The sequence below is a fragment of the Sphingomonas sp. 67-41 genome (assembly GCF_001899725.1).
GTDB lineage: Bacteria > Pseudomonadota > Alphaproteobacteria > Sphingomonadales > Sphingomonadaceae > Sphingomonas > Sphingomonas leidyi.
Genome location: NZ_MKWJ01000025.1, coordinates 26,558 through 43,774, shown reverse-complemented (window position 1 = coordinate 43,774; position 17,217 = coordinate 26,558). Strand labels below are relative to the sequence as shown.

At 67.0% G+C, this 17,217-nt stretch carries 16 protein-coding genes; 9 read left to right on the top strand and 7 right to left on the bottom strand.

Annotated features, from left to right (window positions below; translation table 11 throughout):
• Positions 1–110: 110 nt before the first annotated feature.
• From BGP17_RS18430 to secG, 5 genes are all read right to left on the bottom strand, one after another.
• On the bottom strand, positions 111–1,967 hold the full coding sequence (locus BGP17_RS18430) for a methyl-accepting chemotaxis protein (RefSeq protein ID WP_167298722.1): 1,857 nt from the start codon (positions 1,965–1,967) through the stop codon (positions 111–113).
• 200 nt (positions 1,968–2,167) lie between these two features.
• Positions 2,168–2,803 carry a peptidylprolyl isomerase gene (locus BGP17_RS18425; RefSeq protein ID WP_286713061.1) on the bottom strand — a complete coding sequence of 212 codons (636 nt, stop codon included), beginning with the start codon at positions 2,801–2,803 and terminating at the stop codon, positions 2,168–2,170.
• 108 nt (positions 2,804–2,911) lie between these two features.
• Positions 2,912–3,475 (bottom strand): hypothetical protein, encoded by a 564-nt coding sequence (locus BGP17_RS18420; RefSeq protein WP_286713059.1) that lies wholly within the window; start codon positions 3,473–3,475, stop codon positions 2,912–2,914.
• Positions 3,476–3,658: 183 nt separating this feature from the next.
• Complete coding sequence (pyrG, locus tag BGP17_RS18415; RefSeq protein WP_086129487.1) at positions 3,659–5,293, bottom strand: CTP synthase; 1,635 nt, start codon at positions 5,291–5,293, stop codon at positions 3,659–3,661.
• Positions 5,294–5,400: 107 nt separating this feature from the next.
• Positions 5,401–5,793 carry a preprotein translocase subunit SecG gene (gene secG, locus BGP17_RS18410; protein ID WP_286713057.1) on the bottom strand — a complete coding sequence of 131 codons (393 nt, stop codon included), beginning with the start codon at positions 5,791–5,793 and terminating at the stop codon, positions 5,401–5,403.
• Positions 5,794–5,999: 206 nt separating this feature from the next.
• Between secG and BGP17_RS18405 the strand changes: the two genes are divergently transcribed.
• The 9 genes from BGP17_RS18405 (at position 6,000) to BGP17_RS18365 (ending at position 14,510) form a co-directional block, all read left to right on the top strand.
• A complete protein-coding gene (locus BGP17_RS18405) occupies positions 6,000–6,350 on the top strand; it encodes a MarR family transcriptional regulator (RefSeq protein WP_086129485.1) in 351 nt (116 codons plus the stop codon).
• Positions 6,351–6,468: 118 nt separating this feature from the next.
• Positions 6,469–6,663 carry an SH3 domain-containing protein gene (locus BGP17_RS18400; protein WP_256924138.1) on the top strand — a complete coding sequence of 65 codons (195 nt, stop codon included), beginning with the start codon at positions 6,469–6,471 and terminating at the stop codon, positions 6,661–6,663.
• Complete coding sequence (gene argC / locus BGP17_RS18395; protein WP_167298718.1) at positions 6,660–7,601, top strand: N-acetyl-gamma-glutamyl-phosphate reductase; 942 nt, start codon at positions 6,660–6,662, stop codon at positions 7,599–7,601. The genes BGP17_RS18400 and argC overlap by 4 nt, the downstream gene beginning before the upstream one ends.
• A gap of 401 nt (positions 7,602–8,002) precedes the next feature.
• Positions 8,003–9,460 (top strand): glucose-6-phosphate dehydrogenase, encoded by a 1,458-nt coding sequence (zwf, locus tag BGP17_RS18390; protein ID WP_286713056.1) that lies wholly within the window; start codon positions 8,003–8,005, stop codon positions 9,458–9,460.
• A gap of 151 nt (positions 9,461–9,611) precedes the next feature.
• On the top strand, positions 9,612–10,319 hold the full coding sequence (pgl, locus tag BGP17_RS18385; protein WP_167298716.1) for a 6-phosphogluconolactonase: 708 nt from the start codon (positions 9,612–9,614) through the stop codon (positions 10,317–10,319).
• 14 nt (positions 10,320–10,333) lie between these two features.
• Positions 10,334–12,154, top strand: coding sequence for a phosphogluconate dehydratase (gene edd, locus BGP17_RS18380; protein ID WP_167298715.1), 1,821 nt, complete (start codon positions 10,334–10,336; stop codon positions 12,152–12,154).
• 148 nt (positions 12,155–12,302) lie between these two features.
• Entirely contained in the window at positions 12,303–13,271 is a 969-nt protein-coding gene (gene glk, locus BGP17_RS18375) for a glucokinase (RefSeq protein WP_167298714.1), read from the top strand.
• Between the two features lie 14 nt (positions 13,272–13,285).
• Entirely contained in the window at positions 13,286–13,876 is a 591-nt protein-coding gene (gene eda, locus BGP17_RS18370; RefSeq protein ID WP_167299399.1) for a bifunctional 4-hydroxy-2-oxoglutarate aldolase/2-dehydro-3-deoxy-phosphogluconate aldolase, read from the top strand.
• A gap of 166 nt (positions 13,877–14,042) precedes the next feature.
• Complete coding sequence (locus tag BGP17_RS18365; protein WP_286713055.1) at positions 14,043–14,510, top strand: group III truncated hemoglobin; 468 nt, start codon at positions 14,043–14,045, stop codon at positions 14,508–14,510.
• Positions 14,511–14,518: 8 nt separating this feature from the next.
• On the opposite strand, the gene BGP17_RS18360 is transcribed toward BGP17_RS18365, so the two are convergent.
• Positions 14,519–16,129 (bottom strand): S10 family peptidase, encoded by a 1,611-nt coding sequence (locus tag BGP17_RS18360; protein WP_286713054.1) that lies wholly within the window; start codon positions 16,127–16,129, stop codon positions 14,519–14,521.
• An 82-nt stretch (positions 16,130–16,211) separates the two neighbouring features.
• On the bottom strand, positions 16,212–17,123 hold the full coding sequence (gene mltG / locus BGP17_RS18355; protein WP_167299395.1) for an endolytic transglycosylase MltG: 912 nt from the start codon (positions 17,121–17,123) through the stop codon (positions 16,212–16,214).
• Between the last annotated feature and the right edge of the window lie 94 nt (positions 17,124–17,217).

Below are 17,217 nucleotides of genomic sequence, written 5' to 3'. Positions count from 1 at the left end.
CAAAAAAAGAAGGGAGAGCTTTCGCCCTCCCCTCTTCAATGCTCGCACTTGCAATATAGCGCGTCGCACGTTTCCTTTCAAATTTAAAATCGATTTTCTTATCTGAATTGTCAGAAGGAAGCCCAGTCGTCGGCGCGAGTGAGCGCGGAGACGGCGGCAGCCGGCAGCGGCTTGACCGGCGACACATAGCCGGGCGCGACCTTTTCGCGAATGCCGCTCGCGGCGGGCGCCGGCCGACGTGGCGGCGCCTGGCCCGCGCCGATGTTGAACGCCGAAGCCTGTTCCGAGAGAAGCTGGACTTCCGAGCTCAGGTTACGCGAGGCGGCCGAAGTTTCCTCCACCATTGCGGCGTTCTGCTGGGTCGCCTGGTCCATCGTGCCGATCGCCACGGCGATCTGGGTGACCGCCGAGGACTGCGCCTCGTTGTCGGCCGCGATGTTGGCGAGCAGATCATGCACTTCGTCGACATCGCCCGAAATGGCGACCAGCGCGCCGTCCACCTTCTGGACCATCGCCACGGCATCGACGATGTCCGCCTGGGTCGCGGTCAGCTGGTCGCGGGCGCGGCCGGCTTCCTCCTCGGCGCGCATCGCGAGCGCCGAGACGAGGTCGGCAACCACCGCGAAACCGCGGCCCGCCTCTCCCGCGCGGCCCGCTTCCACTGCTGCGTTCATCGCGAGCACCCGCGTCTGGAAGGCGATCTTGTCGAGTCCCTCGATCACCGAATCGATGCCCTTGGCGCTTTCCGACACGCGCGTCATCGCCTGGACGGCATCGTCGGCGACCGAACGGCCGTCGCCGACCGTCGCGATCGCCTGATTGGCGCGCGAGAGCGTGCTGCCCGCCGCCTTGGCCGTCGCCTTGAGGCGGTCGTCCATCTGGCTGATCGCAGCCGAAGTCTCCTCGAGCGACGCCGCGTTGCTTTCGGTGCGGCGGGCCAGATCCTCCGAGGCCTGGGCGATTTCGCCCGAGCCGGTGCGGATGCTCGCCGCCCCCTCGACGACCGAGCCGATCAGGGTGCGCAGCGCAGCGAGCGCCGAGTTGAAGTTGGTCTTGAGCGCGCCGTATTCGGGCGCGAAGTCGCTCGAGATCTCCGTGGTGAGATCGCCCTTCGCCAGATTGTCCAGCCCCGTGGTGAGCTCGGTGACGACATGCCGCTGCTCGGCCTCGGCGACCAGCTTCGCCGCATCGGCCTTTTCCTTCGCGACCGCGGCGTCGCGGAAGACCAGCACCGCCTTGGCCATGCCGCCCACTTCGTCCTTGCGCTCGGTGCCCGGCACCTCGATCGTGTTCTCGCCCCCGGCCAGACGGCCCATCAGCGAAGTCATTCCCTTGATCGGCCGCGCGATCATCGTGGTGAGCAGCCAGCCGAGCAGCACCGCAATGGCGATGCCGAATGCGCCGCCGAAGGTGAGCGCGGCGACCGCTCCGGCGCGTGCATCGGCTTCCACCTTCTTGGTCGAGGCCACGCGTTCGTGCTGACCCCGGTCGATCTCACCCATGATCTCGCGGATCGCGCCGAGTTGCTTGACGCCGGCCAGCTGCTGCGCCTCCGCCTGGGTCGCGGGGTTCCGGGCAAGCGTGATCATGTGATCGAGCTTGCCGTCGAGCTCCTGGACGGCGTTCACCAGCTTGTCGAGCCGCGCCCGCTGCTCGGGCACCTTGGTCTGGCTCCGGAAGGCCTCGGCAGCCGCGCCGATCTTCTTGCGGGAATCCTGATAGGTGGCCAGGAAATCCGGATTCCGAAGAATGACATAGGCACGCACCGCACTCTGCCCCTCGAGGATCTGCATCATGATCTGGTCGGAGCTGGCCGTGACGTCGAATGCGCGCTCCTTGTCTTCGGAGGCGGTTCCGACCGTCTGCAGGCTCGAGAAGAGCAACCAGCCGATACCGGCGAAGATGCAGACGAGCGCGACGAAGGCCGCCGCGAGCTTACGCGGTATCGGCATATCCTGAATATTCATCAATTCCCTCCCTGCCGGACCGGGGGGCCGGCATCCGAAACTATTTTCGGGCCAGACGCGAGAAGCCTGCGAGCGGAGGGCGTTTCGATCTATCCCAATCCTTGTCATAGGAGAGGGCCGGGCCGATCGAACCGAATTGGGGGAATATATTTTTCCGATTTGTGTCCAGGCGCGAGCCCGGACTTCCCCGGAACGGGAAACTACCGCGATGCGGGCCCGATCAACCAGGGCTTGGCATAGCCCGTCGGCCGGGCGGCACCGTCCAGCCGCTCGACGCGAAGGATCCTGACCGGCTGGAGGATCATCTGGTCCTTCATCGCATCGCGGCCGCCGCCGGTGGGGAGTGCGAGGATGCGCTTCACCACCTCCATGCCGGAGATCACCTTCCCGAACGCCGCGAAGCCGCGATAGGCTCCGCGCGCATCGAGGCCGGGGTTCGGCCCGACCATGATCGAGAAGTTGCAATTGGCGCCATCGGGATTGGGGCCGTGCGCCATCGAGACCGTGGCATCGAGGTGCCGAATGCCGGTCTGGCTGGTCGGCTCCAGCAGGACGGAGGGCAGCATGCGGCGCGCATCGGTGCCGATGCCGCCCTGGACGAAGCCCTGGCCGGGCGCGCCCTTCCGCCGGGCCGAACGATAGAATTGCGTGCCGTCGAGCCGGCCATCGTCGACATAGGCCATGAAGTTGGCGACGGTCTTCGGCGCGCGCTTCGCATCGAGCGCAAGCGTGATGTTGCCGGCCGAAGTGACGATGCGGACGCGGACCGTGGCAGGCTCTTGCGGCGCGGCGGTGGCGATGAGGAACGGGGCGAGGACGGCGAACAGGATACGCATGCGCCGTTCGCTAGTCGATGCGGACCCGGATTTGGAGGGGGTTTCGACACGGAGTGCCGGTTTCGGGGAACAGGGCATCCGAGCTCCCATGGTCCCGGCGCCGCGAAGCTAGAGCAGGTAGATGAGGATGTAGCGCGCGACGAGGGCCAGCATCACCAGCCGCGCCCCGCGCGCGCCGCGGACGAACATCGCGCCGGCCATCAGCAGCGCGAGGACCGCGGTGAGGCCGAGCGACAGCGGGCGCAGCAGGTGCGGCGCGAGCGCCGGGAGGTTGGCATACCAGGCGAGCTGGCAGAGCAGCAGGCCGAACATCACGCCGATGACGATGCGGCGGACGCGGAAGAAATGCGCGTCGAAATCGGGCTGGCCCTCGATGGCGCGCGGGAAGACGAGATGGGCCGCCAGATAATAGGCGCTGGCGAAGAGAGTGATCGCCATCAGCGACTTGCCCGATACGCCGACGACGTCGCGCACCGTCCAGGCCGCCTGCCAGAAGGACAGCAGGTCGAGCATCACGAAGGCGCCGAGCAGCGGAGTCAGCCAGCCGATGCGGATGGCCGAGCCGAGGCGAAGACGCGCCTCGATCGCCCGGGCCAGGCCGCCCAGCACCTCGGCAAGCGAAAGCCCGAGCAACAAGCCGAACAGTGCGAAGATGAACTCGAAATCCGACATGCGGCGTGCCCCCTGCTTCCGCTGTTAGCCTGGCGGGTCGGCGACGGGCAATGTCGGTTCGCGCGGACTATGCCGGGACGCGAAGGGGAAGCGAACCCCGCTGCCCATTTCTTCGTGGCGTCGTTGCGCGAACAGGAAGGCCGGGCACCAGGCCCGGCCTTTCGCATTTCGGTCCGATCGGGATCAGACCAGCCGGCTCTGCCGCACCGCGGCCTGGATGAAGCTGGCGAACAGGGGATGCGGATCGAAGGGCTTGGACTTGAGTTCCGGGTGGAACTGCACGCCGACGAACCAGGGATGGTCCGGCCGCTCGACGATCTCGGGGAGCGAGCCGTCCGGCGACATGCCGGAGAAGACCAGCCCGCCGCGCTCGAGCACGGGCTTATAGGCGGTGTTGACTTCGTAACGGTGGCGGTGGCGCTCGCTGATCTCCTCCGCTCCGTAGATCGAGGCGACCACCGAATTGCCGCCGAGCTTCGCGGGATAGGCGCCCAGGCGCATCGTGCCGCCCAGATCGCCGCCCTCCTCGCGCTTCTGCAGGCCCTCCGTGGTCATCCACTCGGTGATCATGCCGACCACGGGCTGCTCGGTCGGGCCGAACTCGGTGGTGGAAGCGTCGGCGACGCCGCCGGCACGGGCGCCTTCGATACAGGCCATCTGCATGCCCAGGCAGATGCCGAAGAACGGCACGTTGCGCTCGCGCGCGAAGCGGACCCCGGCGATCTTGCCCTCGCTGCCGCGCTCGCCAAAGCCGCCGGGGACGAGGATGCCGTGCAGCGGCTCGAGCGCCGCGGTGATCTCTTCCTCATTGTCATGCTCGAACAATTCGGCGTCGAGCCAGCGGATGTTGACCTTCACCCGGTTGGCGATGCCGCCATGGGTGAGCGCCTCGGTGAGCGACTTGTAGGCGTCGGGCACGCCCATATACTTGCCCACCACGCCGATCGTGACTTCGCCCTCGGGATTGAGCACGCGGTCGACGATCTCCTCCCAGCGGCCGAGGTCCGGCGAACCGGCGACGTCGATGCCGAAGGCCTTGAGCACTTCGACGTCGAGCCCCTCGGCATGATATTGGAGCGGCACGCCGTAGATCGTCTTCGCGTCGAGCGCGGGGATGACCGACGAGGCGGGCACGTTGCAGAACAGCGCGATCTTGGCGCGGTCGCTCGCCGGCAGCGGCTTCTCGCTGCGGCAGACGATGACGTCGGCATGGACGCCGAGCGAAGCCAGCTCGCGCACGCTGTGCTGGGTCGGCTTGGTCTTCAGCTCGCCGGCGGCGGCAATATATGGCACCAGCGTCAGGTGGACGCTGACCGACTGGTTGCGGCCGAGATCGTTGCGCAGCTGGCGAATCGCCTCGACGAAGGGCAGCGACTCGATGTCGCCCACCGTGCCGCCGATCTCGCACAGGACGAAATCCAGATCCTCGGTGTCTTCCTGGGCGAAGGCCTTGATCGCGTCGGTGACGTGCGGGATCACCTGGACGGTGGCGCCGAGATAGTCGCCGCGGCGCTCCCGCTCGATGATCGTCTTGTAGATCCGGCCCGAGGTGATGTTGTCCGACTGGCGCGAGGCGACGCCGGTGAAACGCTCGTAATGGCCGAGGTCGAGATCGGTCTCGGCGCCGTCATCGGTCACGTACACCTCACCATGCTGGTGGGGCGACATCGTGCCGGGATCGACGTTGAGATAGGGATCGAACTTGCGGATGCGGACCCGATAGCCACGCGCCTGCAGCAGCGCCGCGAGGCTCGCCGCCATGAGACCCTTGCCTAGCGAGGAGACCACGCCGCCGGTGATGAAGATATACCGCGCCATGGGAGAAAACGCCTAACGTGAATGGGCGCGCACCGGCAAGCGTGCGACTCACGCCGGTGCGCAGATTTTTTGTGGACAGGCCCCGGACGCGCCGGGGCCGGCGAAGCTTATTGGGCCAGCGGAACCGCGCTGTTGCCCTGCCCGGCCGGAGCCGCCGGCGCGGTCGAGTTGCCCGGAGCGAAGGGCGCCGCGCCGCCCGGAGGCGCCGTGGTCGGCAGCGCCTGCGGCGCCGCGGCCGGCGCGGTACGCTGGAGCGAGGCGTCGATCGTCGCGCCGTGGCGATTCGCGGCCAGGAAGGCCAGCAGGATCGACATGGCGATGAACGCCGTGGCGAGGATCGCGGTGGTGCGCGTCAGGAAGTCCGCCGCGCTGCGCGCCGACATCAGGCCCGAGGGGCTGCCGCTCGAGGTGAGGCCGCCGCCCTCCGACTTCTGCAGGAGGATCACGCCGACGAGACCCGCGGCGATGAAGGCCTGGACGATGAGCAGGAAGGTGAACATGAAATGCGCGGACCTCTTGAAGAAAGGCGGCACATAGGGGAGCCGCCCGCTCCGATCAACCGTTGGCAGGCCCCTTCTCGCCGCACGCGCCCAACAAAGCTGTAACATTTCGCATCCGGACTGAAACCGGATCGGTTCACGCGCGTTATGAGCTTCGGCCCCGGCGTACCGGGGGCGTTACAACTAGAGTAGATGCCGTGAACGCAATGACCGACAGCTCGCTTTCTTCCTGGAAGAACACGCTCGTCGACTATGTGCGATCGGGCGAACCGGACCTGACCAATCGGCAAATGGCGCTGCTGATGCTCGTCTATCTCGATCCCGGCCCCCATACCGTGCGCGGATTGGCCCGGGCTTTGAACGTCTCGAAGCCCGTCGTCACGCGTGCCTTGAATCGTCTAGGCACGCTCGGCTATCTGCGCCGTCAACGCGACGATACCGACAAGCGGAACATCTTCGTCGCAAAGACCGCGGAAGGGGCAGAGTTTCTTGCAGAATTCGGGCATTTCCTCACTGGCCAGCACATCGAGCCAGTCGCCCGCAGGGCCAGCGCGTAAGCGTTTCTCGCTGAAGGGCCGTTCGGTTCCCATCGATCCCAGGGTCGATGCCGTTCGTCGTGACCTGGCAGACGTACGTCTGGCGGATCGGGTTTTCGCACCCCATTATGCGGCGCCTATGCCCCGCATCATCACCACGTCCATATCGCTCCATGCCGGCCCCAAGCCCGATTCGGAGACTCTCGCCCAGCTCTCGGCGGGGGATTCGTTCGAAGTGCTCGAATTCGCCGGCGACCATGCCTGGGGCGTCGCGCCCGGGCACAAGCTGGTCGGCTATGTGCCCGCCGCGATGCTGGAGCGCCCGGCAGCATGACGATTCGCGTCTTCATCGACGGCGCCGTGGGCACCACGGGCCTGGAGATTCGCGAGCGGCTGGACGGCCGCGACGGGATCGAGCAGATCATCCTGAGCGACAAGGACCGCAAGGACGCCGCGAAGCGCGAGGATGCGCTCAATTCGGCGGACTTCGTGATCCTCTGCCTGCCCGACGATGCCGCGCGCGATGCGGTGGAGATGATCAAGGCCGCCAAGGTCCGCGTGATCGACGCCTCGAGCGCGCACCGCGTCGCCGATGGCTGGTCCTATGGCTTTCCCGAACTGGAGCCCGGCCAGGCGGCCCAGATCGCCGAGGCGGCACGCGTCTCCAATCCCGGTTGCTACCCCACCGGCTTCCTCGCGCTGGTCCGCCCGCTGATCCGTGCCGGCCTGGTCCCGCACGACCATCCGCTGACCGTCAACGCAGTCTCGGGCTATTCGGGCGGCGGCAAGTCGATGATCGCCGAGTTCGAGGATGCGGGCGCGCCGGACCATACCGACACCGCGTTCCGCAACTATGGCCTCAACCTCGCGCACAAGCACGTGCCCGAGATGACCAAGCACGCCCGAATCGTGCACCCGCCGATCTTCCAGCCGGCAGTGGCGCGGACCTATCGCGGCATGCTCGTCGAAGTCCCCCTGCCCCTCCAGGCGTTCACGCGCCGGCCGTCGCTGGACGCCATCGAGAACGCGCTGCGCGAGGCGTACAAGGATTCGCCGATCGTGCGCGTGTTGCCCGGCGATGTGGCGACGGTACGGATCGAGGAAGATGCGGGGACCGACCGGCTTTCGCTGCGGGTCTTCGGCAATCCCGAAACCGGCCAGGCCCGGCTGGTGGCGACGCTCGATAATCTGGGCAAGGGCGCAGCGGGCGCCGCGGTACAGAATCTCAACATCATGGCGGGGTTCGAGCAGACCGCGGGGCTGGTGCTCTAGGCCTGCGCGCGACGGCGCGAAGCAATTGGGAGGCCGGGCGCGATGCCCGGCCTTCTTGTTCGCGCGCGATGAAGAGGAAGTTCTGTGCACGCGGAGGCGCGGAGACGCGGAGGCTGTCTCCCGCCGCGCAGCGGTACCCTCCACCACGACACTTGCACGAGTGCTGCCGCTGACGCGGCACGGGCGCAAGTCGCGAACGCAAATCTCCGCGCCTCCGCGCCTCCGCGTGGACCATTCTCTTCCTTCTTCTCATCGCGCCGCCGCGACGTTGCGCGAACATGGTTTGCACCGCTCCGCGCGCCGGCTGTCACCGGTTTCCCCTGGTAACCATTGCCACCGGCCTTGATCTTTGCGCCCCTTTGGTGTCTCGCGGGCTCGAAACGACGACAGAGAGGCGATCCATGCGACAGCCCGCGGGCAAATTGCTTTTGTTCGGTGCCACCGGCGACCTTTCCCAGCGGATGCTGCTCCCCTCCCTCTATGGTCTTCACGCCGACGGATTGCTGCCCGAAGGGCTGACCATCACCGGCACCGCACGTTCGGACTATGACGATGCCGGCTTCCGCGCATTCGCCCGCGAGGCGCTCGATCATTTCGTGCCGGCCGACAGGAAGGATGACAGCGCTGTCGGAAGCTTTCTCGAGCGCCTCTTCTACCAGCGGCTCGACGCCTCGAAGACCGAAGGCTTCGCTGCGCTGGCCGAGAAGCTGGGCGACATCTCGAACGGGCTCGCCATCTTCCTGTCGACCGCGCCCTCGCTGTTCGGCCCGACGATCAAGGGGCTCGAATCCGCCGGGCTGACCGGTGCCAATGTCCGCATCGGGCTGGAAAAGCCGCTGGGCGTCGACCTCGCCTCCAGCCGCATCGTCAACGACATCGTCGCCGAGGCCTTTCCGGAGGACCGCACCTTCCGGATCGACCATTATCTCGGCAAGGAGACGGTGCAGAACATCCTGGCGCTGCGCTTCGGCAATTCGCTGTTCGAGCCGGTGTGGAATGCGCAGGGAATCGATCACGTCCAGATCACCGTCTCCGAGACGGTCGGCCTGGAAGGCCGCGCGGGCTATTATGACGATGTCGGCGCGCTGCGCGACATGGTGCAGAACCACATGCTCCAGCTCCTCGCGCTGATCGCGATGGAACCCCCCGCCCGCTTCGACGGCACCTCGATCCGCGACGAGAAGGTGAAGGTGCTGCGCTCGCTTCGCCCGGTCGCGGGCGCCGACGTGCCGAACCTGACCGTGACCGGCCAATATGGCGGCGGCGCGGTGAAGGGCGAGATCGTCCGTTCCTACGACACCGACCTGGAGAAGCCCTCGGACACCGAGACCTTCGTCGCGATCAAGGCGCATGTCGACAATTGGCGCTGGCACGGCGTTCCCTTCTACCTGCGCACCGGCAAGCGCCTGGCGGAACGGCGCAGCGAGATCGTGATCCAGTTCAAGCCCGTGCCGCACTCGATCTTCGCGGATCGCGGGGGCGCGCTCCAACCCAACATCCTGGTGATCCGCCTGCAGCCCGAGGAATATATCCAGCTGCGCGTGATGGCGAAGCAGCCGGGGCTCGACCGCGAGGGTATCCGCCTGAAGGAAGTGCCGCTGAACCTGAGCCTCGAGCACGAGTTCGCGGGCACGCGCCGCCGCATCGCCTATGAGCGGCTGTTCCTCGACCTGATCGAGGGCGATCCCACGCTGTTCGTCCGCCGCGACGAAGTGGAGGCGCAGTGGGAATGGATCGACGCGATCCGCGAAGGCTGGAAGGCGGGCGGCGTGAAGCCCAGGCCCTATGCCTCGGGGAGCTGGGGCCCGAGCGCCGCGATCGCGCTGACCGAGCGCGACGGGGTGACGTGGAACGAGTGAGCTACACTGGGGCGGCGCCACGAACTTAGCCGTTCTCCCTGCACAGGCAGGGATGACGAAGATGGGATATTTGGCGGGAGATAATCGTCGAGCAGTTCGGTGCGACGATGATCTTGCGCCAGGAACACCCACCCGAACACAAGGAACGAACATGACGACCGAAATCGAATGGTGGGACTATGACGATGCCGACGAGATGGCCGAGGCCGTCGCGGGCGATATCGGCTTCATCATCGAGAGCGCGATCGACGCCCGCGGCGCCGCGGTGATCGCGCTGGCGGGCGGCAGGACGCCGCTGCCGATCTACGAGAAGCTGGCCAAGGCCAAGATCGACTGGAAGCGCGTGACGATCATCCCGGGCGACGATCGCATCGTGCCGCTGGGCGATCCGCTGTCGAACGTCACCGCGATCGGCAAGATCTTCATCCCCAAGGGCGCGCGGGTCATCCCGCTGGTGAGCGACAAGGCGCCGGACTACAAGGCGGCGGGCCGCTCGGCGGATGCGCTGCTCCAGGACGTGCACTGGCCGCTCGACCTGTGCCTGCTCGGCGTGGGGGGCGACGGGCATTGCGCCTCGATCTTCCCCGGCCCCGATTTCGACGAGGCGCTGAACGGCCCGAAGGAACGCCGCGCGCTGGGCGTGATGCCCGATCCCCTGCCCCCGGAAGCCCCCGTCGCCCGGGTGACGCTGTCGCGCGCCGCCATTGTCTCCGCCCGCGCGCTGATGATCGCGATCGTCGGCGAGGCCAAGAAGGAGGTGCTGGAAGCGGCGATCGAACAGGGCGCCTCTTCGAGCTATCCGGTCGGCCGGGTGCTCGCCGATGTCGAGCTGCCCGTCGATATCCACTGGGCAGCGTAATCCGAGGCCAAGTCATGACCCTGCATTCCGAAATCGCCGCCGTCACCGATCGCGTCATCGAACGCTCCAAGGCGCGCCGCCGCGCCTATCTCGCGCTGGTCGATGCCGAGCGCGAATCGGGCAACGACCGGCCCAAGCTCGGCTGCGCCAACCTCGCCCATGCCTATGCGGGCACCGACGAGCAGCGCGACCAGCTAAAGGCCGGGCATTCGATGAACATCGGCATCGTCACCGCCTATAACGACATGCTCTCGGCGCACGCGGTCTATTACCGCTATCCCGAGCAGATGAAGGTCTGGGCGCACGAGGCCGGGGCCACCGCGCAGGTGGCCGGCGGCGTGCCGGCGATGTGCGACGGGGTGACCCAGGGCTATCAGGGCATGGAGCTCTCGCTGTTCAGCCGCGACACGATCGCGCTGAGCACCGCGGTTGCCCTTTCCCACCGCACTTTCGAGGGCGCGGCGCTGCTCGGCATCTGCGACAAGATCGTGCCCGGCCTGGTGATGGGCGCGCTGCGCTTCGGCCATCTGCCGATGGTGCTGGTGCCAGGCGGACCGATGCGATCGGGCCTCGCCAACAAGGAAAAGGCCAAGATCCGCGAGCTGTACGCGGAAGGGAAGATCGGCCGCGACGAACTGCTCGACGCCGAGATCGCGGCCTATCACTCCAAGGGCACCTGCACCTTCTACGGCACCGCGAATTCCAACCAGATGATGATGGAGGCGATGGGCCTGCACATGCCGGGCGCGGCCTTCGCCAACCCTGGCACCAAGCTGCGCCAGGAGCTGACCCGTGCCGCCGTCCACCGGCTCGCCGAGATCGGCTGGAACGGCGACGACTATCGCCCGATCGGCCATGTCGTCGACGAGAAGGCGATCGTGAACGCGGCAATCGTGCTGCTCGCCACCGGCGGCTCGACCAACCACCTGATCCATGTGCCGGCGTTCGCGCGGGCAGCCGGGATCACGATCGACTGGGACGATTTCGACCGGCTTTCGCGCGTGGTGCCGTTGCTGGCGCGCGTCTACCCCAATGGCTCGGCGGACGTGAACGGCTTCGAGGATGCGGGCGGGCCGAGCTTCGTGATCCGCGAGTTGCTGGACGCCGGGCTGATGCACGGCGACACGCTGACCGTCGGCAAGGGCGGCATGGCCGATTATGGCCGCAAACCGGAAATGGCGGGCGACCAGCTGGTATGGACCGAGCATGGCGCCCGGAGCGGCGACGACACGATCCTGCGCACCGCCGATGCGCCCTTCTCGCCCGAAGGCGGCTTCCGCATCCTCAAGGGCAATCTGGGCCGCGCCTGCATCAAGGTCTCCGCCGTCGAGCGCGAGCGCTGGACGATCGAGGCGCCATGCCGCGTGTTCCAGGACCAGGCCGAAGTACAGGCCGCATTCAAGGCCGGCGAGCTCGATCGCGACGTGGTGGTGGTCGTGCGCTTCCAGGGGCCCAAGGCCAACGGCATGCCCGAGCTGCACAAGCTCACGCCGCCGCTGGGCGTCCTCCAGAATCGCGGGTTCAAGGTCGCGCTGGTAACCGACGGGCGCATGTCGGGCGCCAGCGGCAAGGTGCCGTGCGCGATCCATCTCAGCCCCGAGGCACTGGGCGGCGGGCCGATCGCCAAGCTGCGCGACGGCGATGTGGTGCGGCTCTGCGCCGAGACGGGCGAGCTGAACGCCCTGGTCGATGCCGCCGAATGGGATGCGCGCGCGCACGTTCCCACGCCCCCTCCGGCGATCGGCACCGGCCGCGAATTGTTCGCGATGCTGCGCCACCATTGCGACGAGGCCGAACGGGGCGCCTCGGCGATGCTGGCGGAAGCCGGGCTGTAGGTTCAACCGCCATCCCGGCTTCCGCCGGGATGACCGGGGCATCGTGAGAACGGTTACCCTTTACTTCTGCGCCGCCCGGGGGAAGAAGGGCGCAGCCGGGTCTGGCAACGTTGACAGGCCACGGCGCGAGAGAGGATCAGGAGCCCGAATGGAAGTCGTCGCGGTCGATATCGGGGGCACGCACGCCCGCTTTGCCATTGCCGAAGTGGCAGAGGGTCGCGTGGTCTCGATCAGCGAGCCGGTCACGCAGAAAGTCGCCGAGCATCCCAGCCTGCAACTCGCCTGGCAGGCCTATGGCGAGGCGCTGGGCCGCGAATTGCCCAAGGCGGCGGCGCTGGCGGTGGCATCGCCGGTGGGCGGCGACATCATCAAGCTGACCAACAATCCCTGGGTCATCCGCCCCGCCCTCATCCCCGAGCGGCTGGGCGCCGATACCTGGACGGTGGTCAATGATTTCGAAGCGATCGGCCATGCCGTCGCGCAGATGGGCGAGGAGCATTTCCTCCATCTGTGCGGGCCCGACGAACCGCTGCCCGGCAAGGGTTCGATCACCGTGTGCGGCCCGGGCACCGGACTGGGCGTGGCGCAGGTCTTCCGCCACCGGGCCGGATATGACGTGATCGCCACCGAGGGCGGGCATAGCGACTTCGCGCCGCTCGATCCGATCGAGGACGCGCTCGTGAAGCGGCTGCGCAAGACCTATACCCGTGTCTCCAAGGAACGCGTGGCGGCCGGGCCGGCGATCGTCTCGCTCTACGAAACGCTGGCCGAGCTCGAGGGCAAGCCGGTCCATCGGCTCGACGACAAGGCGATCTGGAGCCTGGCGCTGGACGGCAAGGACGAACTGGCGGTGGCGGCGCTCGATCGCTTCTGCCTGAGCCTGGGCGCGGTCGCCGGGGACCTGGCGCTGTGCCATGGCCCCAGCGGCGTCGTGATCGCCGGCGGTCTGGGCTTGCGCTTGAAGGACCATCTGTTGCAGTCGGGCTTCGGCCAGCGGTTCGTCGCCAAGGGCCGGTTCCAGGGGCTGATGTCTTCCATTCCGGTGAAGCTCATCACGCACCCGCAGCCGGGCCTGTACGGCGCCGCCGCGGCGTTCGCGCAGGAGCATGCCCTTTGAATATCGAAGCCATCATGAAGACCGCGCCGGTGATCCCGGTGCTCGTGATCGAAGACGCCGCTACCGCCCGCCCGCTGGCGGAGGCACTGGTGAAGGGTGGCCTGCGCGTGCTCGAAGTGACGCTGCGTACCGGGGCGGCGCTGGAAGCGATCGCCGAGATGAAGCAGGTCGAGGGTGCGATCGTCGGCGCGGGCACGGTCGTGAATACCGATCAGTTCGAGCAGGTGATGAAGGCGGATGCCGAGTTCATCGTCTCGCCGGGCCTGACGGACAGGCTGGGCGACGCAATCACCCGCAGCGGCGTGCCCTATCTGCCTGGCGTTGCCAATGCCGGCGACATCATGCGCGGGCTCGACCTGGGGCTGGAACATTTCAAATTCTTCCCGGCCGAGACTTCGGGCGGACTGAAGGCGCTGAAGGCACTCGCCGCGCCCTTCTACCAGTGCAAATTCTGCCCGACCGGCGGGATCTCGGCCGCGACCGCGCCGGAATGGCTGGCGTTCGATCCGATCCTGTGCGTGGGCGGATCCTGGGTCACGCCGAAGGGCGCGAGCTACGAGCAGGTCGAGGCGCTGGCGCGCGAAGCGGCTTTGCTGAAGGGCTGATCGCCTGGAACCCCGGCTTTCGTCGGGGGTGACTCTGATACCCGTCGTCATCCCGGCAAAAGCCGGGATGACGACTATATCGGAAGGCGATACGAAGTCGCAGCTCCTCGGTGCCCGGACCGAATGTCCCATTTCCATCCTGGCGCATCCACCCCAGATGGGTGCCATGGAAAAGACCGGCACGCCCTCCCCCCATGCCATCGCGATCCGCGAAGAGAAGCGGCGCTCCGCTGCCGAGATGGGGATCGACGATGCCTTCGTCTCCGAGTTGGTCGACCGATTCTATGTGCGCGTGCAGGCCGATCCGGTGCTGGGCCCGATCTTCGCGGAGCGGATCGCGGATTGGGGGCCGCATCTCGATCAGATGAAGCGCTTCTGGCGCTCGATCCTGTTCAGCAGCGGCGAATATCTCGGCCGGCCGATGCCGCTGCACCTCGCGATTCCCGGGCTCGACAAGCCGATGTTCGCGCGCTGGCTCGACCTGTTCGCCGCGACGCTGGCAGAGATTGGCGGCGGGAATGCAGCCGAGCACGTCCATGAACGCGCCCGGATGATCGCCAACAGCTTCCTGAACGGGATCGCGATCCACCATCACGGGAAGCTGGGGCTGGAGCCAGGCGAAGGGTTCGCCTGAAAGCGGGATCAGTTCCTGCCGGCCTTCGCCTCCGGACGGGCCGGCGGGTTGCTCGAGGCCGCGGCACGCAGCGCGTCGTCATACCAGGTCGCGAGATCGCGGTGCATCTCGGGGAGCGTGTCCGGGTTCAGATACACCATGTGCCCGGCATGATAGTAGGTGAAGCGGATGTTCTTCTGGAGCTGCTGGTCCAGCAGCATGTGGTTGACGTCGAATTCCGCCCCGTAGAACGGCGTGGCGAAATCGAAATAACCGTTGATGAACAGCACCTTGAGATAGGGATTGGTGCGCATCGTATAGGCAAGGTCGACGGCGCTGTCGGGCGCCAGATGGGTGCCGTCGCCCGGGGCGCGATGCTTCCAGTCCCATTCGAAACCCGGGCCGCGCGCGCTCATGCGATAGGGCATGTCGGTCTTGTAGCCGAGCACCCGGGTCGCATAGTCCTGAAACGTCGCGACAAAGGCGCCCGACACCGCAGTCGAGGCGGGATCGTCCTCGGGGCTGTCCGCATTCGCATCGGTTACGTTCAGCAAATAGCGCGAATCGAGCCGGCCCACGGCCAGACGGCGATCGCGCAGCAGCTCGGTCTGGAAACGCGGCAGGGTGAGGCGCAGGTCGGCGCGCAGGATATAGGCCTCGCCGATGCCGGTATATGCGCTCATCTTCGCCGCGACCGCCGCCTTTTCCTCGGGCGAGATCGTCGATCCCTTGGCCAGCGCCACGGCATAGGGACCGCTGGTGAAGGCCCGTACCTCGTCGAGAAAGGCCCGCAGATCGGCCGGCCGGTTCGGCAGCCGATCATGATACCAGGCAGTCGCCGCCATGGTCGGGAACAGGGTGAGATAATTCTGGTCGTAGCCCGGCTGGCGTACGCCATAGTTCATGATCGTCGAGAACTGGACGATGCCGTTCAGGCTGAGGCCGGCAGCCTCCAGCTTGGCGGCGACCACCGGGTTGCGCAGCGTGCCATAGCTTTCGCCGAACAGGAATTTCGGCGACGCCCAGCGGTTGAACTTGCTGGTGTAGCGCTGGATCGCGCGAGCAAAGCCTTCGGCGTCCTGATCGACGCCCCAGAAATCCTTGCCCGTCTTGTCGCCCAGCGGCCGGGACCAGCCGGCGCCGATCGCGTCGACGAACACCATGTCGGTCTTGTCGATCAGCGAATGGGGATTGGGGCCGAAGCCATAGGGTGCGGGGCGGATATATTCGGGATTGGCCGTCGTCACGCGCACCGGCGCGAAGCTGCCCATGTGCAGCCAGATCGTCGGCGAGCCCGGGCCGCCATTGTAGAAGAAGGTGACCGGGCGCGGCCCCTTCCCCACCCCGTCCCGGGTATAGGCGGTGTAGAAATAGGATGCGGTCGGCTTGCCCTCGTCATCGCGGATGGTGAGCGTCCCGGCGGTGGCGGTATAGGCGATGCTCTGCCCCGCCACCGTCACGGCGCCGTGGCTGACCGCGCTGGCTTCTTCCACCGGCGGGCGTGCCCATGCCGCCTCGACCTCCGCCTTCATCTGCTCGCGATAGCCCTGCCCCTTGGCGGCCGGCTGCTCGGCCTTTTCCTGCGCCTGGGCCGGCGCGGCGGTGGCGAGCAAAAGGCTGGTCAGAACAAGGCGATGCATGCGGCGATTCCCCGGTTTCGTGGCGATGACGAAACAATGTTACACGCCGCGATTCGGGAAACAAGCAGAGGGCGGGCGAAGCCTACATCTCTCCGCGCGCGCGGCGGATGGCATACCATTTCTGCACATTGGCGTTGTGCTGCTCGAGCGTGTCGGCGAACACATGCCCGCCGGTGCCGTCGGCGACGAAATAGAGCGCCGAGGATGTCGCCGGATCGAGCACGGCATCGATGCTCGCCCGGCCGGGATTGGTGATCGGGCCGATCGGCAGGCCGGTCTTCTCGTACGTGTTGTAGGCGTTCTTCGCGTGCACCTCGGAGAGGAGCGGACGGCGACCGAGCGGCTTGCCCTTGGTGATCGGGTAGATGAAGGTCGGGTCGGCCTGGAGCATCATGTTCTGCCGCAGGCGGTTCGAATAGACCGCGGCTACCGTGCGGCGTTCCTCGGGCTTGCCGGTTTCCTTCTCGACGATCGAGGCGAGCGTCAGCGCGTCGCGCGGATCGTTCACCGCGATGCCCGGCTTGCGCGCTTCCCAGGCCTTGGCCAGATAATTCGCCATCGCCTTCTGCATGCGATCGAGCACCGACTGGCGGGTATCGCCGCGATTATAGGCATAGCTGTCCGGCAGCACGGTGCCTTCGACCGGCACCTGAATCTCGCCGGTGAGCTGCGGCGCCTTCATCAGAGTCTCGTAGACCAGGATCGACGGCGTGCCCTCGGGGATCGTGACGAAACGCTGGAGCGTGCGGCCGCCCTGCATCATCTTGAGGATGTCGGACTGGCTGAGATGCGCCGGCACGCGATATTCGCCCGCCTTGATCGCATCCTTGCTGCCCAGCAGCTTGGCGAGCACGAGGAACTGGCGCGCCGAGCCGATCGCGCCGGCCTTTTCCAGTTCGGTGGCGGCGCGCGACAGGCTTGCCCCGTCCGGGATCATCACCGTCAGATTCTGCTTCGCCGGCCCGGCCCCGCCCCAGAGCTGGAGCACGCCCATGCCAAGCGCGACCAGCACCAGGATGCCGACGAGCAACGCGCACCCGCCAAGCCGCCGCTTCTTGCGGGGCTTGGCAGGCTGCGTGGCCGGTGCC